Consider the following 21,473-nt stretch of genomic DNA (forward strand, 5'->3'; position numbering starts at 1 on the left):
AATCACATTCGGGAAAGAACTAAGGGGAGGATTGTTGGCGTGCCAGTTCCCGTAATTGATCTTTTTGCTGGCCCAGGAGGGCTCGGGGAAGGATTTGCTTCCCTGCAGGGCCACAAGCGGCAGCCATTCTTCGAGATCGCCCTTTCCATTGAAAAGGATGCTGTCGCACATCGCACGCTGACGCTCAGGGCAGTGTTCAGGCGTTTGCGCGGCACCAGGGACGTTAGGCACTACTATAGCTATATACGGGGCGCGATCGACGAGGCCGTTTTCCGCGGGATCCCCGCCGTGGCCAGCGCCTTCGAGCATGCCGCCACCGAGGCGAGGTGCCTGGAGCTAGGCAAGTCCGATGAGGCCAGTATCGACAGGGAAATTCGCGCCGCACTGAAGGGGCAGGAAACCTGGGTGCTGATCGGCGGCCCGCCCTGTCAGGCGTATTCCCTGGCAGGGCGTTCCAGACGCGCCAACGACAAGGACTTTCACAAGGATGAAAAGCACTTCCTCTACAGGGAGTACCTGAGAATCATCCAGGTGCACAAGCCCACCATCTTCGTGATGGAGAATGTCAAGGGTCTGCTTTCCTCGAAGCACTCCGGCGACCCGATGTTCGAGAAGATCATTGCGGATCTTTCGATGCCGACCGAGGGACTCGAATATGAAATCCGCTCCTTCACCAGGAAGGGCGACGGCAGTTCCCTGGCACCCACCGACTACCTTATCCATTCGGAGCGCCATGGGATCCCGCAAAGCAGACATCGCGTGATTCTGCTCGGAGTGAGAAAGGGGCTGGACATGCCTCAACACCAGTTGCTCGCACCGGTGGCAAGACCTGTCACTGTCAAGCAGGCCATTGACGATCTTCCCCGGCTCCGCAGCAAGCTGTCGCGTGGCGACTCAGTGGAGGCATGGCGCGAGGCTGTTGAGGCTGCCCCCTCTTACGTCAAGGGATGGAACACAGAGAACGAGTCCCTTATAATCGGGACAATGCGTGCCTTTGCCGCTGCGGCAACCAGTACCACGACCGGTGGCGCCTTCATTTCACGAGACTACAGAAGGCCGAAGAAGCCGACCGAGCTTCAGCAATGGCTGCACGACCGAAGCCTGGGTGGCGTCTGTCAGCATGAAGCGCGTGCGCACATGGCATCCGATCTTGCCCGCTATCTTTTCCTGGCCAGCTTCGCTCATCTATGGGGATATTGCCCACGGCTGGATGTGTTCCCCCCCAGGCTGCTTCCCGATCACATGAATGTCCGTGTCGGGCGGGAGTCCGAATCCATCCCGTTCATGGATCGGTTCCGCGTGCAGTGCAGGAACGAACCGTCAACCACAGTGGTGGCACACATTGCCAAGGACGGGCACTACTACATCCACTACGACCCATCCCAATGCAGAAGCCTCACGGTCAGGGAGGCAGCACGGCTTCAGACGTTTCCCGACAACTACGTATTCGCGGGCAACCGCACGGAGCAGTACACCCAAGTGGGCAACGCGGTGCCTCCCTTGCTTGCCCACAAGCTGGCCAGGATCGTTCGCAGCCTTCTGAACGAGATGAGCAGGAGGAGGCGGAGGCAGGCTGGTGATGCCGTACAGAAAGGACCGGCGGGAAGCGTGCAGCGAAACCTGCCGGAACACCTTCCGGTGCTTGCCGATGCGGGCTAGTCAATGGTCTGACCAATCACCAGGACATCCTCATCGCCATGCAGCCACTCATCAACCGCTTGCGCAGTCGCCTCGACCGAGTGCTTCAAGGCGCACTCCCAGACGATCGCCACGCGCCAGCCGAGAGCATGGAGCATCTCCGCATGGAGCCTGTCGCGAGCGACATTTCCCTGGAATTTCTGCCGCCAGAAATCTTCATTGGTCTTGGGACTGGTTGTGTAACGGCAGCCTTCATGCCGGTGCCAGAAACAGCCATGGACGAACACCACGGCCCTGTGCTTCGAAAACACAAGGTCAGGGGAGCCGGGCAGTCCCCGCACATGAAGTCGATATCGAAAACCCCTGGCGAAAAGAAGGGACCGAAGTACCCGTTCCGGCCGGGTGTTCTTTCCGCGAATGCTCGACATCATGCGGCTGCGCTGCGAAGTGGTCGGAACGCGCATGGTCTTCAATATCCTCCACCAGAATGTCGGCAGAAATGGCTGCCCGGCGTGCCAGCCTGGCAATGCAAACAGATGAAAGCTACGCCCAACGCGGCAATCAGAAGCTTACCATGCGCTTGAGTCACGGAAAGACGCAAGGGGAAGCCGATGGCTCGTGATCGCAATCATCCGCCGAGCGCGGCCTGCCTTTCCGAATCGATGCGGGACCTTGGATACTCGCTCGAAACTGCGATTGCCGATCTGATCGACAATAGCATTTCCGCTGGCGCGGACACCATCGATATCATCTGCGAAGTGTCCGGCGAGCATCCTGTGATGGTCATGCTCGACAACGGCAGGGGGATGACCGAAGACGAGCTGCTCGATGCGATGCGTCATGGGACCGGCAATCCCAGGCAGCATCGGTCGCCCCAGGATCTAGGCCGCTTCGGACTTGGCCTGAAGACCGCCTCGTTTTCCCAATGCCGCTCACTGACTGTTGTGAGCGCACGCGACGGAGCTGTCTGTGGAGCCGAATGGGACCTGGATCGCATCGACGCTGCCGATGACTGGATTCTTTCTGTTCTCGACGAAGCGGATATCCACGGGTTGCCTTATGTCGAACGGATTGGCACTCAAGGCACGGCCGTAATATGGCGAAAACTTGACCGATTGATGGAGGACGAGGCCGGGGATCGTCGAGACGAGATCGTCAATGAGAAGCTTGAGTCGGTGGGCAGACATCTGTCACTCGTTTTCCATCGGTTTCTCTCGGGTGAGATCAAGGGACATGCCAGGATTTCGCTCACCGTCAATGGTCGTCCGATTACGGCATTCGATCCCTTCTGCAGGAAGAATCCTGCCACTCAGGTGCTTCCGGAGGAGATCGTCCGCATCGGCGAGGCCGAGGTGCGCCTGCAGCCTTACGTGCTTCCTCACCACAGTCGTCTGTCCGCGTCCGAGTACGACTACTACCAGGATCGCAGTGACTTCATCTCCAATCAGGGGGGGTACGTCTATCGAAACGGCCGCCTGATGGCCTGGGGCGACTGGTTCAGACTAGTGCCGAAGGGTGAGGCCACCAAGTTGGCGCGGGTACAGATCGACTTTCCCAACAGTCTGGACGAAGCCTGGACCATCGACATCAAGAAATCGCGTGCCCGCCCGCCGCATGCGGTGCGGGAGCGGCTGCGTCAGATCATCAACAGGATCACTGCCCGCAGTGTGACGGTGCATCGGGGGCGCGGGCAGAAGCTCTTTCAGGAGAGCCAAGCCCCGTTCTGGGAGCGCTACGCCGATCACGGCGGCATCCGTTTCGCAATCAACGAGCAGCACCCGCTCATCGCATCCCTAGGCACAAGACTTTCGCCCGAGGATACGGATCTGCTTCGTGTCCTGCTGGATTCGATTGCCGCCTCCCTGCCGGTGGAGATGATCTATTCCGATTACTCGACCCATCCGCGCGAGATCAACCAGAGGGCGGTGGATGAAAGCCAGACTCTGGAGCGCCTGAAGAGTCTCAGGAAGGTGCTCTACGGCGACGGGCCGGGCGATCCGAATGCCTTTCTCCAGATCGTGCGCTCGACGCACCTTTTCGATGGCCAGATCGAACTGGCCGAAAAATTCATCAGCGAGACCTTTGCATGAGCCTAACAGTCATCACTGAAGAGCGGAACATTGCCAACGCGCTCATCTCGGGCCTTGCCAACATGACCGAGACGCCAACGCGCGAGCAGGTTGAGGAGAAAGCGAGACAGATCGCCGCGATCTTCGGTTATACGGGTGATCTCCGCAACATTGTCACAGAGGCCATGGAATCGGTTGTGACCCGCATGGGAGCAGGTATTTCACTGGTTGATGTCAATGCGAAGCATGATGATCAATGGGTCCACAAGCGTGAGGACGTCAATTGGACCTATGCCAAGGCATACGAGGAATTTCTTCGCAACGAGGGCTGGCCTCCGCAGATGGTCCAGTCGTTGAGCGATGTGGCCACCCGCATTCTCGGCCACCTGCAGGATCCGCTGAGCGACGGAACAACCTGGAACCGTCGTGGTCTTGTCATCGGTCATGTGCAGTCGGGCAAGACGGCCAACTACACCGGCCTGATAGCACGTGCTGCCGACGCCGGGTACAAGTTCATCATCGTGATCGCCGGCATTCACAACAATCTACGCAAACAGACGCAGCAGCGCATCGATGAGGCCTTCATCGGCCGGTCAAGCGATCCCGAGGACCGTCGCAGCATCGGTGTCGGCCTCGCACCGGGCTATCCGCATCCGGCCACCCTCACCAACATCAACGAGGACTTCAAAAAGAACACGGCAGCAAAGAGCGGCTGGAAGATCAACGACTTCAGCAAGCCGATCATTCTGATCATCAAGAAGAACGTCACGACGCTCACTGCGTTGCACAAATGGCTGAAGGAGTTGAACGCCGAAGGGGAAGACCGCATCTCCGATGTGCCCATGCTGCTGATCGACGACGAGGCCGACAACGCGTCGATCAACACGAACAAGGAGGATCTCGATCCGACCCGGACGAATGCGATGATCCGGCGCATCCTCGGGCTGTTCGCGAAATCGTGCTATGTCGGCTACACGGCGACACCGTTCGCCAACATCTTCATCAATCCCGATGCCTATGACGATGACGTTCTGGAAGAACTGTTCCCTCGCGACTTCATCTATTGCCTGGATGCTCCAACAACCTACTTCGGTGCCGAGAAGGTATTCCTCGACGAGACAACCAGCGAATCGATCGTCAGGGCGATCGATGATTGCGAGGATCTCATTCCCTATTCTCACAAGCGTGACGACCCCGTCCACGAGTTGCCCCCCAGCCTCTATCGCGCACTCGACGAGTTCATCGTCGCCCGCGCCATCCGGAACCTGCGTGGGCAGACCGGCAAGCATTGCTCCATGATGGTCAATGTGTCGCGCTTCGTGCCCGTACAGAAGGCCGTGCGTGACTTCCTGAGTCTCAGGGAGAAGAAGATCAGGGAAGCGGTTCTCGCCAACTACGCGATGCCGGAAGACGTTTCCTCAAGAAACACGTACATGCAGGGCCTGAAGCACGCCTTCGATGCCGAGTATGCCGAGGCTGGGTTCACCTGGGCGGAGGTGAAGGCTGCCCTCAGCGGCGTCTTCGAACACCTCCACCTCTATGTCATCAACAGCAAGAGTGACGAGGTGCTCGACTACGCCCGCTACGCGAAGGAAGGAGTCGGGTTGACCGCGGTCGCAGTCGGTGGTCTGAGCCTCTCCCGAGGCCTGACCATCGAGGGGTTGACCGTCAGCTACATGTACCGCAATACGAAGATGTACGACACCCTCATGCAGATGGGCCGCTGGTTCGGTTACCGGCCGGGCTTCGAGGACCTCTGCCGCGTCCATCTCTCGCGCGATTCGATCAACTGGTACTCCCACATCGCCGATGCCGCCGAAGAGCTTGTACAGCAGGTCAAGCGCATGCGGCGCGATCGCCTCAGCCCGAAGGATTTTGGCCTGTACGTCCGCTCGCATCCGGACAGCCTGCTGATCACGGCGGCGAACAAGATGCGATCCGGCCAGGAGGTCACGGTCGAGCAGAGTTTCAGTGGGCGATTGCGGGAGAGCTACATTGTCTCCACGGACCTCGACGTGAATGCCAGGAACCTTGCGCTGATCGCCGATCACTGGCGGAGTGGATTCGGCGGGCGACCGGAGGAGTCCACCGAAAAGGGCGTCATCTTTAGGGACGTGCCCGTCGAGGTGATCGACGACTTCCTCACCCGCTTCGAATGCCATTCGACCTTTGCCGGACAGAAGTCGGACGTGGTGAGCTATCTCGAACGGATTGCGACGAAGCGCCCGCTGGCCGATGTTTTGCTGATTTCCCCTTCGGGTGGCTCAGGCGGTGAAAGCCCGTTCACCCTGAGGAATCAGGTGCGCGTCGTCGGGAAGGATCAGCCGAACGGCACCTCGTGGCGCCTGAACAAGGACAGGGTTGCCTCGCGTGGCGACGAGAAGCTTGGGCTCAGCGACGCACAACGCAATGAGGCCAGAACGCTGGCTGGCGGCGAAGATGGCTCAGGAGCGGTATCCGACACACATTACCGCATGGTCCGGAACAAGCCGCTCCTCATGATTCACAGCCTGGAGCCCAAGGGCGAGGCCGTGACGGGACCGATCGCCGCCTTCGGCGTCAGTTTTCCCTACGGGGACTATTCGACGACCATCAATGTCGTCGTGAACAAGGTCTGGCTCCAGCAGATGCAGGGTTACGCCGACGATCCTGACGAGGAGGATGACTACGATGCCTGAGTCCTCTCCGTGGGATGACATCGCCGTTCCGGGAGCGGACTTCAATGTCCGCCAGGTTGCGGTGGGAACTGCCGTTCCCTGTTTCTGGGGACGCGATGCCGGTGGTGCCTGCCTGTTCATCGTGGAGCTTCAGGGCGACCACGCAGCCCAGTACCGGAAGAACGCGGTCACGGTGAACGGCATCGCTGTCGATCTTCGTGCCGGACATCAGGGGCAGCAGCATCTGGTTCTCGCCCTTGAAAGGCAGGTCGACCGCGATCTCTTCGAAGGACTGTGCCGCACCCTTGCATCCTCGCTGGAGCTTGCCACCGATTCAGCCAGCGCTCTGGCAGTCTCGCTGGCACACATTCGCCGTTGGAAGACCTTCCTGTCAGGCCGAAGTCAGCACCTGTCCATCGACGAAGTCCGCGGTCTCTTCGCCGAAATCGTCTTTCTGATGGCACTGATCGATCGGCAAATGTTGAGCAGTGCCGCCGTCGAAGCCTGGATCGGTCCGGAACGATCACATCAGGATTTCATCTTCGGCAACACTGCCGTCGAGGTCAAGTCGCTCTCGGGCGCAGAACGGAGCAGCGTCCGAATCTCCTCAGAAGACCAGCTCGAATCCCTGAACGATGCACTGTTCCTGCGCGTGTATCGGCTGAGCAGTCTGGCCGACGCGGCCGGAGCCCGCTCGCTCAACGAGATCGTCACTGCATGTCTGGACTTCTACCTGACCGAACCCGAAGCACTCCGACAGCTCTTTGCGCTCGCCGAGAAGCACGCGCTCGTCCTGTACCTCAGCAACGCCAGCGACACCTTCCACCCGAAGATCTACGCCTTCCAGAATGGCAAGCAATGCTCGGTGATCGTCGGCTCGGCCAACCTCACCCACGGAGGCTTCTACGGAAACTACGAGGCATCGGCCCTCATCGACGACGCGAGCGGCGCGCTGATGGCATCTGTCACGCGACACCTCGATGCGCTGGTCGCGGACAGGATTCTCGTGCCAGCGACCAAGCCCCGGATTGATGCCTACGAGCGGGAGTACATCATCCACGACACTTGCCGGAAGGTGGCCAAGAAGCGTGCGCAGAAGGCGAGCCGAACCGAGGGGCCGGACTTCACGATCCTGGCCGACCTCCTGGAGCTGATGAAAAGCGACGATTCAGCGCATGGATTCACCGCGCAGAAGACCGGCCGCAAGGGAAACCTGCGCCAGGCAAGGCGCAGGCTGGCAGAGCTGGCGGCCCTGAGCAGCAATGCCAGGCGGGACTTTCCGAGTAAGTACGACGCGCTGATCGGCCTGTTCCATTCCGGCGGGCTGCACCGCGGCAAGAGCCGGATCGCCAACCACCCAGGGCAGTTCGTGGCCGCAGTGGCGGACATCCTTGACCGGCGCAACCTCTCGCCTGCCGAAGCGTTTACCGTTCTACATCGACATTTCGGCGCCATCACCGGAGCAGGCATCAACCTGCTGACTGAGATTCTGCACGCGCTGGACAACAAGCGGTTCGCCGTGATGAACCAGAACGCGGTGTCGGGACTGGCGCTCGCCGGCATCCGGGACTACCCACTGCATCCAACCAAGCAGAACGTCAGTGCGGAAAGCTACGCAAGGTACTGCGGGCATGCCGATACGGTCAGACGATCGTTGGGCCTGGACGACTTCACGGAGCTGGATGCACTGTTCAACTACGCCTATTGGCGGGAAACGGAAGAAGACGAAGCCGCGACCTGACTGGATCACCCCACGGAAGGCGACCTGTTCCGTCTATCCCCTGGGGATAGCTCAGGGATCGCGCAAGGCTGAACGCAGCCGTGCGAGGTAGGCGCGCGCCACCTCGGGGTCGGCTGGGCGGGAGGCCGAAGGCGACGACGATGACGCGGGCCCCGCAGCTCGCGGCGCGGGCGGCGCTGCTGCGTCGGTGCCCGCCCACGCCTTGAACTCCCCGCGGATCGCCTTCTGGATGATGCCAAACAGGTAGCCGGCCGGGTTGCGCACCGCGCTGTTGTGGCAGCGTGCCGCCCACTCGTCGAGAACGGCCTGCCGCTGCGCCTCGTCCACCTGCTGCAGCGCCACCAGCGCTCCGGCCTGCTGCTCGTCCTTCAAGCGCAGGAAACGCTCGGGCAGTCGCAGGTTCTGCAAGGCCCTCGCGCGCGGTACTGTACGTACTTCATTTATACGATCATTACGTACTGTACGGTCCTCCTTCGGAATCCGAAGAGAGCTGTCCGGCGCGGGTTTCGGCCCTGCTTCGGATTCCGAAGACGGGCGCGCAGCATTCCGAAGAAGGGCTTCCTGGCCTTCTTCGGATTCGTGGTCCGCACCCTCCTGTGGATAACCTGGCGTCGTCCAGCCATGCCGCGCCATGCGCTGCGCCAGCACTTGCAGACGGGTCGGCAGCGTGCGCCCGCTGAGCAGCGGGTCTTCGGCGATCTCCCGCAGCGTGTTCATGCCCACGACCTGCACCGCCTTCGCCGCGTGCGTGAGCGCCTGGCTCACCAGGCCCAGGTAGTCCGGGTCGAGCTGCATCGCCTCGAAGGGTGACAGCGGTTCGTCGTGCAGCACGTAGAGGTTGCCTTGGATACGGCCGGTCTTGGGATCGCGCCGCCGCCGCACCAGGCTGAGCCAGCGCGTCAGCCGCAGCAGCGTCAAGGCGCGCGCCACGGTCTCGTGCGAGGCTTGCGCCGCACAGGGCATGGACGCCAGATATGGGCGGAGCTGGTCGTAGGTGGGAAAGGCGGTCACGCCGTCGTCGTTGAGCTGCAGGCGGAACACCTGCCAGGCATTGCGCTCCAGCGGCGTCAGGCGCCGGTCGAGGAACAACGCGCGCGGCACGCTCTCGTGCCGGTTGCCGCTGTAGAGAAAGCCGTCCTGGCTCGGCGCCGTGCCCTGCGCCGGTTCCTTCGGCTCAAGGTGCCGCAGCGCCTCGTCGAACAACGCCGACAGCGCAACCGGGCCATCACGCCGTGGAGCGTCGCCCGTCGTCATGACCTACACCAGCCCCTGGTCGACCCAGTTCCGTATCGCCGACCAGATCACCGACATGGGCAGGGTCATGGCCTCGGCCAGGTCCATGGTCAGCGCCAGCATCGCCATGTCGTCGTTCAGTGCGATGTGCCGCTCCGTGATGCCGGCCTTCCAGCGTTCCCACAGGGCCACGTCCTGCGCCTCGTCGAGCACCGGATGCCGACCCTTACGCTTGGGCAGCCCGAGGATGTCGCGGCGCAGCGCCACTTCCTGATGCGTGAGGCCGTAGAACTTGCTGACCATCTCCGTGCTCGCCCCCAGGCGCAGCATGCGGTCCACCGTGGCGATCTCCCGCTCCACGTCGTGCACCTGGCTCAGCAGCCGCTTCAACACTTCCCGGTTCACCGACACCGAACACCACGACACCGTGGCATTCACCAGCATACTCACGAGTTCTGGGTGCTTCAGCGCATCCAGCTCCTCCTCACCGAAGCCCATGGCCTTGCAGCGGCGCAACTGGCCGTTGCGCAGGTCATGCAGGGCCTGGGCGATCACGGCCTGGTTGAGCGGGTGCGGTGCCGGCATACGGGAGCCTCCTGCGCTCAGGAATCCTGGCTCGCTACGCCGGCTTCCAGATCCAGCAGCCGGCGCGCCAGGCGCAGCAGACGGAACAGCTTTACCAGCCCGGCATCGCTCAGGCGCGTGACCAAGCCGCGGTGACCATGCAGCAGCGGCCCAAGGTCATCGGCCAGCCGCGCGCTGTCCAGCCCGGTCGCGGGTGCCGGCGCGGTGCTCAGCGCGTGCAGCAGGGTCAGCATCGCACGCGCGAACGCCGGGAGCGCCTTCGCCTGGCCCACGGCCGGCGTCACGCAGACGAAGCCGATGCCGCCATCGCTGGCTTCGATGTGGTCGCCCACCGCCGCTTCCCCCGCGATCTCGCGAGCGAACTGCGCGATATGCACGCGCAGGCGATCCGGCACGTCCAGGCCCGGCTCGATGTACCAGACATCCGAGATGGGAAAGAGCCCGCCAACCTGCACCGGGATCGCACGCAGCGCGTCGGCCTCGAAGTCGGGTAGCTTGTCGCCGAGCTGATCCGCGACCATCCTCTGGATGGACTGCAGGCGCTCGGTGGTTGGGGCCGGCGTCACGATGTGCCCCTGCAGGCGCTCGTCGCGCTGCCCGTCCCGGGCGTTTGGTGCAGCGGCAGGTGGTGCCGAGGGTGTCTCTGCCGGTGGCGCGACGGGCGAGGTGTCCCGTGGCGTTGGCGCCGCGGGCGACAGTTGCGGCGTGATGGCTGGCGCCGCAGGTGCGACAGGCGTTGCCGGGTTCGGCGCGGCCGGCTCGCTGGTCAATACTCGCTGACGGCTTTCGCTGTCATCGACCTCCAATGCCAGCGTGTCGTAGTCCGCTTCCAGCAGCTCGGCCATCTGACCCACCAGTTCGTCCTGCACGCGCTGGGGCGAGAAGCCCTCCGGCTGCGTGTCGAACTGCGACAGCACATCCTGAAACAGCGAAGCGAAGTCCACGGTCAGCGGCCGGCCCAGCGCACGCCGCTCCCAGGTGCGCTCGCACGCCTTGCGCAGCACTGCGAGCCGGTCCACCTGATGCCGGCCCAATCCGCCGTACAACAGCGTCGGGATCGCCGGCAGCAGATAGCGCACCGCATCGTTCATGCGGCTGATGTGTGACTGCGGCACCGGATAGCCGTCGGCCGTCAGTCGCCGCGCGAGTTCGCTTTGCGACAGCGCCTGGCCGCTTTCCTGCTCGTAGAACTCGCGCGCCTTCTCGATGCCCAAGGCCCGCTCGATGAAGGTCAGGCCGCCGCGCAGCTCGTTCTCGGCCAGATGCCCGGTCAGCGCCACGATTTCACCGCGCGCCGGCCACGGGCGGAACAGGCACGCAATGCGGAAGAAGCGTTCCTCCTTGGTCTCGCTCCACAACTCGCGCAGGATCGCCAGCCGCGTGTTGCCGCCGTTGCGAATGATGTAGTGCGCCTCGCCCGGCCTGCGCGTGATCGCGGGGGGCGCGTCCAGCCCACGTTCGCGGATGGACGCCTTGATCTCCGCATAGGCCGGGTTGCGCGTCACGCGTGGGTCGTGGTCGTAGGGCCGCAACTGGTCCAGCGTCACCACCATCGGCGTGTCGGCGATGGGGTCGCTCAAGGTCGCGGCCGAAGGGCCGCTGCGCTCGAAGCCGGTGGCCAGCAGCTTGGCAGCCATGTCCTGCGGCGTCAGCTCAGCCACGGCCATTCTCCTGCGCTTGCCGGTCGGCGCGGCGAAGCTGTGCGCGGGCATTGCGGTCGGCACGGTGGTCGCTCGCCGTCGAGCTGGTGTAGATCGACGCGCAGCCTTGCTTCGTGAATTTCAGGTGCCCGCCGGACGTGCGAACCACGCGCCAGCCTTCGCCCAGCGCGAACTCGATCAGCGCGCGCAGCCGTTCGCGGCCGCGCGCCAGTTCATGCGCGCTCGCCATGGCCGGCCCCTCCCGCATCGGCCCGACCGGTGACCAGCGCGAAGCGCTCCCGCCACACGGGGAACAGCTCGCCGGCCAGCGTGCGCATGGTCTCCAACGCCGCGGGCGCCGTGCGCCCAGCCGGCTGCCGGTACTCCACCCGGTGCACCGGCAATCCTCGTGTCGCAGCGCGCGGATAGGCTTCGATGGCCGGTACGTCGGTGCCCAGCACCTCCACGCCGGCCTGTTCCTGAAACACCTGTCGCAGCGCCTGCTGGACCAGCCGCGCATTCGACGACACAGGATGCACACGGTTGATGAGCAGACGCAGCGGCGGCGGCTCGATGCCCAGGTGCCGATACGGCGCGATGTCCTCGATCAGTTGCAGCGTGCCGCGCCGCAGCTCGCGCGCCGCGAGGATTTCCGGCGTCACCGGCGACAGCGCCAGGTCGGACGCCAGCACCGCCATCTCCAGCAGCACGCTGCGCGCGCCCTGGGTGTCGATCAGCAGCAAGTCGTAGTGCGTGCGGAAGACGGGAAGCAGATGGCGCAGTCGCAGGCGCCCATCCGGAGCGTGCAGCAGCAGCGTGTTCAGTTCGCCGCGGTCGTCGTTGGAGAGCACCAGGTCCAGGCCCGCGATCACGGTACGCGACACCAGTTGCTCGATGCGCCGCTCGTTGAAGGCCAGCATCTGGTAGATGCCGCCGGGCGCGCGAACGTCCAGCGTGAAGTAGCTCGACAGCGTGGGCTGCACGTCCAGGTCCAGCAGCAGCACGCGCAGCCCGGCATCGGCGATGAAGCCGCCCAGGTTGGCCGCCGTCGTGGTCTTGCCCACGCCGCCCTTGGTCGAAATGATGGACACCACCTGCATGGGCTTCTCCTCGTCGAATGGCATGAACCGAGAAGAAGCGTCAGGCGCGTTCTTTGAGGCGATCGGCGATCCACTGTTCGATCTCCACCGAGTCCCAGCCCACCGCGCGCACGCCCAGGCGCAGCGCCTTGGGGAACTTGCCTTCCTTCATGAGGCTGTAGATGTGCGCGCGCTTGAAGCCGGTCTTGGCTTCGACCTCGGCGCGGCGCAGGATGCGGTGCTCGGGCGGCAAGGCCGGCGCGATGGTCTGCGAAGACATGAGAGGCACTCCTTGACGCTCGATGGCGTTGTTCAGAAAGTGTCTCGCATTCCATATGCTGCTGCTGCGAGATTCACTGCAACTGCAGAACACGCAACTGCAATTGCAGTCTGCTGTTACAGGCTCAGCGCGATGCCTCCAGGTGGCGACGCGCCTGTGCCAGCTTGCTCCACAGCGTTCGCTCGCTGATGCCGGGCCGCCCTTCATGGTGGGCCAGTAGCGCACTGATCACCGCATCCATGTTGCGGAAGGACGAGTAGGCAGAGCCCGCGGGGGACTTGCCCAACAGCAATGTCAGCAGGCCGCCAATGATGTTCAGGTAAGTCGATTCGCTGCGCAGGCCCGGTTCACTCGCATCGCCCTCACGAATGCTACTGGCATGCTCCTTCGCCAACGCTTCGTGCTGTGCCTTCAGCGCCGCATGTAGTTGTGCGAGTTCGGCAAGCTGCAGCTTGGCGGCCTCGCGATCGGCCAGCAACACGTTCAGCATGGCGACGCTCACCGAAGGATGCAGTTCGCGCTCGATGCCGTCGAACAGGAATGGAGGCCGCTCACCGGGGTAGTAATGCGACATCCACGCCTTCAGGTCGACGTGGCGCACGATCAACGCAGGATCGTCGAGTGCGGGGCGCTGAGGTTCCTGCGCCATGCCTGCCTTGCCGTAAGAAAGCTCATCGTGTGCCAATGCGTCGAAGATGCGCTCGGAGAAAAGGCGCAGCAAGGGCCAGCGCGGAAAGTCGTTCGGCTCAGGCATGGCACGTGGCCCGAGCGTTTCCAGAATCCGCGGCTCAAAGCGCAACAGTCCCGCCCAACGGACGGCCGCCTCGATCGGGCGGTAGTAGATCCTGGCGCCAAAGGCAAGGCAACTCGATTTCTCCATGTCGCGTGCGTCCCATCGTCGGATCGAACTCTGGCAGACGCGCACCGCCCAAGTGGGCGAGGCGATTGCCCAGAAATCCGGATGAAGCGCAGGACCGGCCGGGATCGTGGAAGGAAGCGTTGCATCGGCGCTGACGGCCGGCTAAGGGCGAACTACATCTTGCTACGCTTGAAACTCCTCAACCATGATGCGGGCGCTTTGCCTTTGGACCGGCACGCGGCTTGGTGGTCGCGCTCCCCTGGAGTCAAGCATGGGTGCCGCGCTTTACCCGAAACCTGGCCAAAGTTTTCCGTAGGAATTCCAACGGCGTAAAGTGCCAATGCGTCAACAGGATGAGCCGGTTTGCAACCAGCAAAAGCTCATGCGTTCCGCGTCAGTGAAATGACCGCGGCGGCGAGCCCGCAGGCGAGTGCCGGAGTACGGAAGGGCGCAGCAATTGCGTCGAAACTGGAATCAGTACAGCGCATGAGCCATGCAGATCGGGTCAGCCGCAAGACCAAAGATGAATCGCGCAATCCGAGAAAACTAGCCGCGCACCTTTCGATAGATCTGCGTCAGATCGCGCGTGATGTGCTTGCGTCCTGATGACATACACGTTCGGCGCGTTCGATGAACCGCTGCAACGGCTCCGTCATGCCACCCTCGGTTCGTAACAGATAGGTGGTTATCGATGCGCTCTGACCGGCCAACGGGCGGACAACAACATCCGCCGGCTGGCAAGTTGCCAAGTGCGCGGCAGTGGAAAAACTTAGCCCGTACCCTGCGGCCACCAACGTCAGCATCAGCCCGTGAGAAGCGGCATACTCAGCCACGATCGGTTGGACATCGACAGAGCGGAACAGTCGTTCGCTCTGCCGACCGCAACCTTGGCATGCCCGTGGATCACAAAGTACCAGCGGATAGCTCACCACTTCCTGCAACGGCACTTCCTTGAAGGCTACAAGCGGGTGCCGTGCGGGCAGGATCACTACCAAGGGGTCGGCCCACAGCGGCTCAGCAATGATCCCGTCCTCCACTTCATTGACCATTGCAAAGCCGGCGTCGAACAGATTTGCGTTCAGCCCCTGCACGAGTTCGGTCAGCGGTACTTCGGAGAGCCGGATGTTTACCTGCGGCGACTCTTCGCGGCACAGTGCAAGCAGTGCTGATAGCCTCGCCCGTCCTATGTCTCTCGACAGCGCGATTCGCAAAATGCCCTGAGAACCGGAGGCAGCAGCCTTCGCGCTGGCCACTGCCTGCTCAACGCTCAACATGATGCGGCGGGCGTCGTCGAGGAAGACTCGCCCTGCCCAAGTCAGGGTTGCGCCCCGCGGCGTGCGACTGAGTAACCGTCTTCGAAGTCAAGCGCAATGAAGCGACTTGTCCCAAGGTTTTCCAGTGCGCACCATGGCGTTGAGCGTGGTGAGCAACTTGCGCATGCAAGCGACCAGGGCGACCTTGGGCAACTTGCCAGCGGCCTTCAGACGCTCGTAGAAGGCCTTGATGGCCGGGTTGTAGCGGGTGGCCGTGAGCGTTGCCATGTACAGCACGCGGCGGATCTCGAAGCGCCCGCCTTGTACGCGCCGCCTGCCCTTGCTGCCGCCGGAGTCATTGGCCATGGGCGCCACGCCCACCAATGCAGCGATCTCGCGCCGGTTCAGCCGGCCCAGCTCTGGCAGCTCGGCAATCATCGTGGCACTGGCCACCGGGCCGACTCCCGCAGCCGACTGCAGCAGCGTGTCGAGCTCCCCAAAGTGCTCGCGCACATGCGTGACCATCTGCTCTTCGATCTCATCGAGCTGCGCCTTGATCGCCGCCTCGATGGCCTCGATGCTGGCGTGCAGCTTCTTGGGCGTGATCTGCAGCCGTTGGCGCTCCGAATGGAGCATGGTCAGCAACTGGCGCCTGCGCGTGACCAGGGCCGCGAGCCACTGCTGGCGCTCATCGGCCAGGGGGCGCAAGAAGCGCTGCAGATCGTCGCGGCGCAGCAGCACCGCTGCCAGCTCGGCCAGCGTGCGCGCATCCACCGCGTCGGTCTTGGCCAGGCGTCCCATGGATTTGGCGAAGTCGCGCGCCTGGCGCGGGTTGATGACCGCCACGGGCAGGCCTGTGGCCTGCAGGGCACACGCTAACGCGGCCTCGTAGCCGCCGGTGGCCTCCATCACCACCAGACCCACGTCCAGGGGCTGCAGGGCAGCCGCCAGCGCCGAGTGGCCTTCGGCATCGTTGTCAAACCGCTGGGCGCTGCTCTTGGCACCCAGCACACAGACATCCACGTGCGCCTTGGCCACGTCGATGCCCACCGTCACAGAGGTAACAGACATGATCTTCAGATCCCTTGCTTGTGCATGCGCGCTCAATCAAGGCGCGCGTAACCGTTCGGGCTTCACGAAGACCAGCGCGGCGGCCATGCGTTCTGTACTCAGTCACGGGCTCTATCACCCCAGCGCCTACCAAACTGCACGGGCCGGTCTGGCCGCCTCAACGGCGTTCAGACTCTACCGCGCTGGTCTGGTTTAAAGATACAAGCAACGTCACGCCTAGAGTTGTCTCCAACTTGCGGATCGTGCGTGATAGGGGAGATTGTTCTATATGCAGCCGCCTAGTGTGGTGTCTCAAAAATAGATAGAACTATTTTGACCGGTGTTGGTCGAATCAGCTTCCTTATAGGAGACTACGCTGATGGCCCACCCTGGACGCCCCGCCACGAAGCTGCAGATCACCGATGCCGAGCGCGCAGAGCTGCATGCGCGACTGCGCGTACGCAAAGCGCCCGAGGACGAGAAGCTGCGCATGCGAATCGTGCTGGGCTGCGCAGATGGGGAGTCGGGCACCATGATTGCCCAACGCTTGGGCACGACGGTGCAAACTGTCTCCAAGTGGCGGCGGCGCTACCGGGCGTATCGTCTGGCGGGTTTGACCGATGCCCCGCGCGCTGGCCGCCCGCGCAGTGTGGGCGACGAGCAGGTTCAGCTCATTGTGGACAAGGTTCGCCAGAGCAAGCCTGACAACGCCACGCACTGGAGCGTGCGCCAGATGAGTCGGCACGCTGGCGTATCGCCCGCGACGGTGCAGCGCATCTGGCATGCCTTTGGGCTGAAGCCGCACCTGCAAGAAACCTTCAAGCTATCGACGGATCCCCATTTCGTGGACAAGGTACGGGATGTGGTGGGGCTGTATATGGCACCACCCGATCGCGCCTTGGTGCTGTGCGTGGACGAGAAGAGCCAGATCCAGGCTCTGGATCGCACCCAACCAGGGTTACCACTGACGTTTGGCAAACCCAGCACGCGCACGCACGATTACAAGCGCCATGGCACAACGTCGCTGTTTGCAGCGCTGGATGTGGCCACTGGCAAAGTCATAGGACAGCTCAAGCGCCGTCACCGCAGTGTGGAATTCCTGCAGTTCCTCAAAGCCATCGATGCAGCGGTGCCTGGCGAACAAGACATCCACCTGATCATGGACAACTACGGCACGCACAAGACGCAGGCAGTGCGGGCCTGGCTAGCAGCCCATCCTCGCTACCACGTTCACTTCACGCCCACCTCAGCGTCCTGGCTCAATCTGGTCGAGCGTTTCTTTAGCCAGATCAGCGAGCAGTGGATCAAGCGCAGCGCCCACACCAGCGTTGCTCAGCTGGAGCAATCCATACGGGAATACATTGATCGTCACAACGAGGATCCCAAGCCGTTCGTGTGGCATAAAAGTGCGGACACCATCTTGGCATCTGTGGCGCGGGCAGCGAGTACCATTATTTGATGATTACTTTTGAGACACCACACTAGCGGCTCGACCGAAGTGCAGTTCCTCGGCTACAGCAATGAAACAGCGAAGATGACGTAAGTTCATGCGCAGTCCCTCGTGACGTGACCAGTCCTTATGATCGTAGGGAGCCGCATGCGTGCGGAGAAGAGGCCGGCATGTCTTGCAGCGGCTGCCGTCGCCGGCTCACAGCACGCGGGCAATGGTGTCCGGAGTTATTGCAACGCTGCTTGAACGCGGGCGGCGGTCATGGCGGATGGCTAGTGTAGTGTTGCATTCTGTTTGGAACTTAATCGGCTATTGGCGCGGATGACCTTTTGCAGGATGTCGCGAGCGTTCTTGGTCCAGATGAACGGCTTGGGGTTGGTGTTGTGATGCGCGATGTACTCATCGATGGCCGAGACGAGTTCGGGCACGCTGGTGAACACCCCGCGGCGTAGCCGGTTCTCGGAGATGTCGCGAAAGAAGCGCTCGACCATGTTCAGCCACGATGCCGAGGTCGGCGTGAAGTGCATGTTGAATCTGGGGTGCTTGGCCAGCCACTCCTGCACAGCTGGATGCTTGTGCGTGGCGTAGTTGTCGGCGATCAGATGCAGCGTCTTGTCCTTGGGCGTCTCCCGATTGATTTGACGCAGGAACTTCAGCCACTCGATGTGGGTGTGGCGCTGCTGGCACTGGCCGATGACCTGACCGTTGAGCACGTTGAGCGCAGCGAACAAGGTGGTTGTGCCGTTGCGCTTGTAGTCGTGCGTCATGGTGGCCGCGCGCCCCTTCTTGAGCGGCAGCCCGGGCTGCGTTCGGTCCAGCGCCTGCACCTGGCTCTTTTCGTCGCAGCACAGCACCAGCGCATGCTCGGGCGGCGACATGTAAAGCCCCACGATGTCTTCGAGCTTTTGCACGAACTGCGGATCGCGCGAGACCTTGAAGCCGCGCACGATGTGAGGCTTGAGACCGTGGGCCTGCCAATGGCGCATCACGGTGCTGGCGCTGACGCCCAACTCAGCGGCCATCGTGCGCGTGCTCCAGTGCGTGGCCGCCTCGGGCTTGGTCTGTGTGGTTAGCTTCACAAGCTTGGCCACATCCACCTTCACCGGCGGTGCGCCGCGCGGCAAGTCGCGCTCGATACCTTGCAGCCCCAATTGCAGGTAGCGTTCACGCCAGCGCGCCACCTGCACGCGCCCAATGCCAAGCTGCTCGGCAATATCCTTGTTTTGCAGCCCCTGCGCGGCCAGCAGCACGATCTGGGCGCGCTGGGCCAATCTGACGCTGGTGCGCTTGGAGCGCGCCAGCCGGCTCAGCTCGCTTTCCTCTTCATCCGTCAACACAATCGTCGGGGCAACTCGCAATTTTTCACTCCAATGCAAACCGTAGTAGAGCATTGGAGCGTGGTTGCTCAATTAAGTTTCATTAAGAATCAAACACTACACTAGCTAGAGCACTCGCGCCAGCGCGCCTCGGCTATCTTCTGTGGCCGCAGCGACCCGAGGAAGACAGTCGCGGCGTCCTACGTCACTCCCCGAGGGCGAGCGATTTGGTCTGTCGACACGGGCGGCGGCGCAGCGTCTGAAGTTCGCGCCAGCGGGCATCGCGCCGGATGAACTGTCGATGGGCATGTTCGGCGAATTCGAGATCGCCACCTGTAACCGCGCTGCTGAAGCACTGCGGCCGGAGCAGTCGCAGCAAGCGGCTGACGCGGGCGGACAAGCAATTCCTGTAACATGTGCCGCGCCTCTTCACTGCCTTGCAGCAAGCCCGCGACAGCGTGAGGGGAGCGGCCAACGGCTTTCACGGTCAGCAACGCATTACGCTGTCCGATGGCATCACCCCGTCGCGCTTGCCGACCTTGCTGGCGTTAAGCTGGCAGGAGGAGCCCGACGTCGAGTTGCGCCTGTTCGAGGTGTCACTGTCGCAGCAAATCAAGGGGCTGCATGGCGATCTGTATGACCTAGGGCCCAGTCTGGTGAAGTGGGTGACGACATCGTGGCTAAGGCGCTTTGGAGCGCCCCCCCTCATGGTCGCGGCGCCGGCATGGCATCCGCTGCTCAAGCACAAACGTATCTCACTGGACGAGGTGCTGCGTTATCCGCTGGTGCTGGTGACCCACATGCATATGGGAGTCATGAACGTCAGATCCAACGAGTGCTGCCGCGGGTGAAGCAGGAACCCGTGATCGCTGCACGGGTGGCTTCCTGGGAACCTGAAACGCGTCGAGGTATGTTGATTGGACAGAAGCTAGTCTTCCGTCAATAGGTGTAGCCATCCCTTGCTAGCGGCTTCCATAGAACTTTTCCACGAACGAGCGACGGTAACTCTGGTGGCAGGCTAGGCAGCTTTGCTGGGTCTTGGAGAAAGCCGCGATGACTGCTTGGCCGTCATTCCGCTGTGCAGCCTCGCCCATGGCGGTCGCGGCGTCATGGACCTGTCCATCAAGACCCCGAAACTTTCCAGCGTCTGCCCCAAGCCAAGCAAGGATGCGCATCTTTTCCGACATGGGCGGCTCGGCATGCTTGGCGATTCGTGGTGCTAGTGTAGTGTTGCATTCTGTTTGGAACTTAATCGGCTATTGGCGCGGATGACCTTTTGCAGGATGTCGCGAGCGTTCTTGGTCCAGATGAACGGCTTGGGGTTGGTGTTGTGATGCGCGATGTACTCATCGATGGCCGAGACGAGTTCGGGCACGCTGGTGAACACCCCGCGGCGTAGCCGGTTCTCGGAGATGTCGCGAAAGAAGCGCTCGACCATGTTCAGCCACGATGCCGAGGTCGGCGTGAAGTGCATGTTGAATCTGGGGTGCTTGGCCAGCCACTCCTGCACAGCTGGATGCTTGTGCGTGGCGTAGTTGTCGGCGATCAGATGCAGCGTCTTGTCCTTGGGCGTCTCCCGATTGATTTGACGCAGGAACTTCAGCCACTCGATGTGGGTGTGGCGCTGCTGGCACTGGCCGATGACCTGACCGTTGAGCACGTTGAGCGCAGCGAACAAGGTGGTTGTGCCGTTGCGCTTGTAGTCGTGCGTCATGGTGGCCGCGCGCCCCTTCTTGAGCGGCAGCCCGGGCTGCGTTCGGTCCAGCGCCTGCACCTGGCTCTTTTCGTCGCAGCACAGCACCAGCGCATGCTCGGGCGGCGACATGTAAAGCCCCACGATGTCTTCGAGCTTTTGCACGAACTGCGGATCGCGCGAGACCTTGAAGCCGCGCACGATGTGAGGCTTGAGACCGTGGGCCTGCCAATGGCGCATCACGGTGCTGGCGCTGACGCCCAACTCAGCGGCCATCGTGCGCGTGCTCCAGTGCGTGGCCGCCTCGGGCTTGGTCTGTGTGGTTAGCTTCACAAGCTTGGCCACATCCACCTTCACCGGCGGTGCGCCGCGCGGCAAGTCGCGCTCGATACCTTGCAGCCCCAATTGCAGGTAGCGTTCACGCCAGCGCGCCACCTGCACGCGCCCAATGCCAAGCTGCTCGGCAATATCCTTGTTTTGCAGCCCCTGCGCGGCCAGCAGCACGATCTGGGCGCGCTGGGCCAATCTGACGCTGGTGCGCTTGGAGCGCGCCAGCCGGCTCAGCTCGCTTTCCTCTTCATCCGTCAACACAATCGTCGGGGCAACTCGCAATTTTTCACTCCAATGCAAACCGTAGTAGAGCATTGGAGCGTGGTTGCTCAATTAAGTTTCATTAAGAATCAAACACTACACTAGCTCGGCGACCAGCGGCCAGTCTTCTTTGGAGATCGCGCCCGTGACGGCTTGCATGTCGCGACCGAGTCTTTCCATTATGGTACGAAGCGCCATTGGCTTTGCCGCCTCTACGGACTGCGCACCGAGTGCCGTGGCGAAAGTTGCCAAGAGCACGGACAGCGGGACGGTGAAAAACGATCTGGATTTCAAGGGCTGGTTCACGAATTTCTCCATTGATGTTGTGACGAATGCTTT

At 62.4% G+C, this 21,473-nt stretch carries 18 protein-coding genes and 3 pseudogenes; 6 read left to right on the forward strand and 15 right to left on the reverse strand.

The features are described 5' to 3' along the window. Nucleotides 1-39 precede the first annotated feature (39 nt). On the forward strand, nt 40-1,659 hold the full coding sequence (locus HND92_RS10195) for a DNA cytosine methyltransferase (RefSeq protein WP_172206908.1): 1,620 nt from the start codon (nt 40-42) through the stop codon (nt 1,657-1,659). Here the strand turns inward: HND92_RS10195 and HND92_RS10200 are convergent. Further along, nucleotides 1,656-2,102 carry a very short patch repair endonuclease gene (locus tag HND92_RS10200; RefSeq protein WP_253939999.1) on the reverse strand — a complete coding sequence of 149 codons (447 nt, stop codon included), beginning with the start codon at nt 2,100-2,102 and terminating at the stop codon, nt 1,656-1,658. The two genes, HND92_RS10195 and HND92_RS10200, sit on opposite strands and share 4 nt — an antisense overlap. A 147-nt stretch (nt 2,103-2,249) precedes the next feature. Between HND92_RS10200 and HND92_RS10205 the strand changes: the two genes are divergently transcribed. Genes HND92_RS10205 through HND92_RS19335 form a run of 3 tightly spaced genes read left to right on the forward strand, consistent with a single transcriptional unit; the run spans nt 2,250 to nt 8,105 of the window. Further along, nucleotides 2,250-3,728, forward strand: coding sequence for an ATP-binding protein (locus HND92_RS10205; protein ID WP_172206909.1), 1,479 nt, complete (start codon nt 2,250-2,252; stop codon nt 3,726-3,728). Then, nucleotides 3,725-6,385 (forward strand): Z1 domain-containing protein, encoded by a 2,661-nt coding sequence (locus HND92_RS10210; protein ID WP_172206910.1) that lies wholly within the window; start codon nt 3,725-3,727, stop codon nt 6,383-6,385. Before HND92_RS10205 ends, HND92_RS10210 begins: the two co-directional genes overlap by 4 nt. Continuing rightward, on the forward strand, nt 6,378-8,105 hold the full coding sequence (locus tag HND92_RS19335; protein ID WP_172206911.1) for a PD-(D/E)XK motif protein: 1,728 nt from the start codon (nt 6,378-6,380) through the stop codon (nt 8,103-8,105). Before HND92_RS10210 ends, HND92_RS19335 begins: the two co-directional genes overlap by 8 nt. Nucleotides 8,106-8,156: 51 nt before the next feature. On the opposite strand, the gene HND92_RS10220 is transcribed toward HND92_RS19335, so the two are convergent. From HND92_RS10220 to HND92_RS10265, 10 genes and pseudogenes are all read right to left on the reverse strand, one after another. Next, nucleotides 8,157-9,359, reverse strand: a complete 1,203-nt coding sequence (locus HND92_RS10220; protein ID WP_013721845.1) for an STY4528 family pathogenicity island replication protein — start codon at nt 9,357-9,359, stop codon at nt 8,157-8,159. Nucleotides 9,360-9,362: 3 nt separating this feature from the next. Continuing rightward, nucleotides 9,363-9,923 (reverse strand): DUF2857 domain-containing protein, encoded by a 561-nt coding sequence (locus tag HND92_RS10225; RefSeq protein ID WP_172206912.1) that lies wholly within the window; start codon nt 9,921-9,923, stop codon nt 9,363-9,365. Nucleotides 9,924-9,940: 17 nt separating this feature from the next. Beyond that, the gene (locus HND92_RS10230) at nt 9,941-11,584 is read right to left on the reverse strand and encodes a ParB family protein (protein WP_041701356.1); all 1,644 of its coding nucleotides are present in this window, start codon (nt 11,582-11,584) and stop codon (nt 9,941-9,943) included. Further along, a complete protein-coding gene (locus HND92_RS10235; RefSeq protein WP_012584779.1) occupies nt 11,577-11,813 on the reverse strand; it encodes a hypothetical protein in 237 nt (78 codons plus the stop codon). Before HND92_RS10235 ends, HND92_RS10230 begins: the two co-directional genes overlap by 8 nt. Further along, nucleotides 11,797-12,663: a ParA family protein gene (locus HND92_RS10240; RefSeq protein WP_172209255.1), complete on the reverse strand. Its 867-nt coding sequence runs from the start codon at nt 12,661-12,663 to the stop codon at nt 11,797-11,799. The genes HND92_RS10235 and HND92_RS10240 overlap by 17 nt, the downstream gene beginning before the upstream one ends. Before the next feature lie 40 nt (nt 12,664-12,703). Next, nucleotides 12,704-12,922: an AlpA family transcriptional regulator gene (locus HND92_RS10245; RefSeq protein ID WP_004255100.1), complete on the reverse strand. Its 219-nt coding sequence runs from the start codon at nt 12,920-12,922 to the stop codon at nt 12,704-12,706. Between the two features lie 124 nt (nt 12,923-13,046). Next, nucleotides 13,047-13,802 (reverse strand): hypothetical protein, encoded by a 756-nt coding sequence (locus HND92_RS10250; RefSeq protein ID WP_010792182.1) that lies wholly within the window; start codon nt 13,800-13,802, stop codon nt 13,047-13,049. Between the two features lie 554 nt (nt 13,803-14,356). Then, on the reverse strand, nt 14,357-15,055 hold the full coding sequence (locus HND92_RS10255; RefSeq protein WP_252100646.1) for a LysR family substrate-binding domain-containing protein: 699 nt from the start codon (nt 15,053-15,055) through the stop codon (nt 14,357-14,359). A gap of 87 nt (nt 15,056-15,142) precedes the next feature. Beyond that, nucleotides 15,143-16,105: an IS110 family transposase gene (locus HND92_RS10260; protein WP_011804582.1), complete on the reverse strand. Its 963-nt coding sequence runs from the start codon at nt 16,103-16,105 to the stop codon at nt 15,143-15,145. 202 nt (nt 16,106-16,307) lie between these two features. Beyond that, nucleotides 16,308-16,400 (reverse strand): annotated as a pseudogene (locus HND92_RS10265) (LysR family transcriptional regulator); the annotation flags it as partial. Nucleotides 16,401-16,463: 63 nt separating this feature from the next. On the opposite strand from HND92_RS10265, the gene HND92_RS10270 reads away from it, so the two are divergent. Continuing rightward, nucleotides 16,464-17,543 carry an IS630 family transposase gene (locus HND92_RS10270; protein WP_005801445.1) on the forward strand — a complete coding sequence of 360 codons (1,080 nt, stop codon included), beginning with the start codon at nt 16,464-16,466 and terminating at the stop codon, nt 17,541-17,543. A 263-nt stretch (nt 17,544-17,806) separates the two neighbouring features. Here the strand turns inward: HND92_RS10270 and HND92_RS10275 are convergent, their stop codons facing one another. Then, nucleotides 17,807-18,925, reverse strand: a complete 1,119-nt coding sequence (locus HND92_RS10275) for an IS630 family transposase (protein WP_231403305.1) — start codon at nt 18,923-18,925, stop codon at nt 17,807-17,809. Between the two features lie 362 nt (nt 18,926-19,287). Here HND92_RS10275 and HND92_RS19340 point away from each other — a divergent pair, with 362 nt between their 5' ends. Continuing rightward, entirely contained in the window at nt 19,288-19,701 is a 414-nt protein-coding gene (locus HND92_RS19340; RefSeq protein WP_253940001.1) for a LysR substrate-binding domain-containing protein, read from the forward strand. A gap of 111 nt (nt 19,702-19,812) precedes the next feature. Here the strand turns inward: HND92_RS19340 and HND92_RS19580 are convergent. From HND92_RS19580 to HND92_RS10295, 3 genes and pseudogenes are all read right to left on the reverse strand, one after another. Further along, nucleotides 19,813-20,073, reverse strand: a pseudogene (locus HND92_RS19580) (cytochrome c); the annotation flags it as partial. Beyond that, nucleotides 20,070-21,188, reverse strand: coding sequence for an IS630 family transposase (locus tag HND92_RS10290; RefSeq protein ID WP_231403305.1), 1,119 nt, complete (start codon nt 21,186-21,188; stop codon nt 20,070-20,072). The pseudogene HND92_RS19580 and the gene HND92_RS10290, both read right to left, overlap by 4 nt. Nucleotides 21,189-21,236: 48 nt before the next feature. Next, nucleotides 21,237-21,452 (reverse strand): annotated as a pseudogene (locus tag HND92_RS10295) (cytochrome C); the annotation flags it as partial. Between the last annotated feature and the right edge of the window lie 21 nt (nt 21,453-21,473).

This window comes from Diaphorobacter sp. JS3050, from assembly GCF_013154915.1.
GTDB lineage: Bacteria > Pseudomonadota > Gammaproteobacteria > Burkholderiales > Burkholderiaceae_C > Diaphorobacter > Diaphorobacter nitroreducens.

Excerpts from the sequence above, each read along its gene's own strand:
- HND92_RS10235 (WP_012584779.1), bottom strand. The coding sequence starts at position 11,813 with ATGGCGAGCGCGCATGAACTGGCGCGCGGCCGCGAACGGCTGCGCGCG.
- HND92_RS10205 (WP_172206909.1), top strand. The coding sequence starts at position 2,250 with ATGGCTCGTGATCGCAATCATCCGCCGAGCGCGGCCTGCCTTTCCGAA.
- HND92_RS10220 (WP_013721845.1), bottom strand. The coding sequence starts at position 9,359 with ATGACGACGGGCGACGCTCCACGGCGTGATGGCCCGGTTGCGCTGTCG.
- HND92_RS10240 (WP_172209255.1), bottom strand. The coding sequence starts at position 12,663 with ATGCAGGTGGTGTCCATCATTTCGACCAAGGGCGGCGTGGGCAAGACC.
- HND92_RS19335 (WP_172206911.1), top strand. The coding sequence starts at position 6,378 with ATGCCTGAGTCCTCTCCGTGGGATGACATCGCCGTTCCGGGAGCGGAC.
- HND92_RS10255 (WP_252100646.1), bottom strand. The coding sequence starts at position 15,055 with ATGTTGAGCGTTGAGCAGGCAGTGGCCAGCGCGAAGGCTGCTGCCTCC.
- HND92_RS10260 (WP_011804582.1), bottom strand. The coding sequence starts at position 16,105 with ATGTCTGTTACCTCTGTGACGGTGGGCATCGACGTGGCCAAGGCGCAC.
- HND92_RS10270 (WP_005801445.1), top strand. The coding sequence starts at position 16,464 with ATGGCCCACCCTGGACGCCCCGCCACGAAGCTGCAGATCACCGATGCC.
- HND92_RS10290 (WP_231403305.1), bottom strand. The coding sequence starts at position 21,188 with ATGCTCTACTACGGTTTGCATTGGAGTGAAAAATTGCGAGTTGCCCCG.
- HND92_RS10225 (WP_172206912.1), bottom strand. The coding sequence starts at position 9,923 with ATGCCGGCACCGCACCCGCTCAACCAGGCCGTGATCGCCCAGGCCCTG.
- HND92_RS10245 (WP_004255100.1), bottom strand. The coding sequence starts at position 12,922 with ATGTCTTCGCAGACCATCGCGCCGGCCTTGCCGCCCGAGCACCGCATC.
- HND92_RS10210 (WP_172206910.1), top strand. The coding sequence starts at position 3,725 with ATGAGCCTAACAGTCATCACTGAAGAGCGGAACATTGCCAACGCGCTC.
- HND92_RS10275 (WP_231403305.1), bottom strand. The coding sequence starts at position 18,925 with ATGCTCTACTACGGTTTGCATTGGAGTGAAAAATTGCGAGTTGCCCCG.
- HND92_RS10250 (WP_010792182.1), bottom strand. The coding sequence starts at position 13,802 with ATGGAGAAATCGAGTTGCCTTGCCTTTGGCGCCAGGATCTACTACCGC.
- HND92_RS10200 (WP_253939999.1), bottom strand. The coding sequence starts at position 2,102 with ATGCGCGTTCCGACCACTTCGCAGCGCAGCCGCATGATGTCGAGCATT.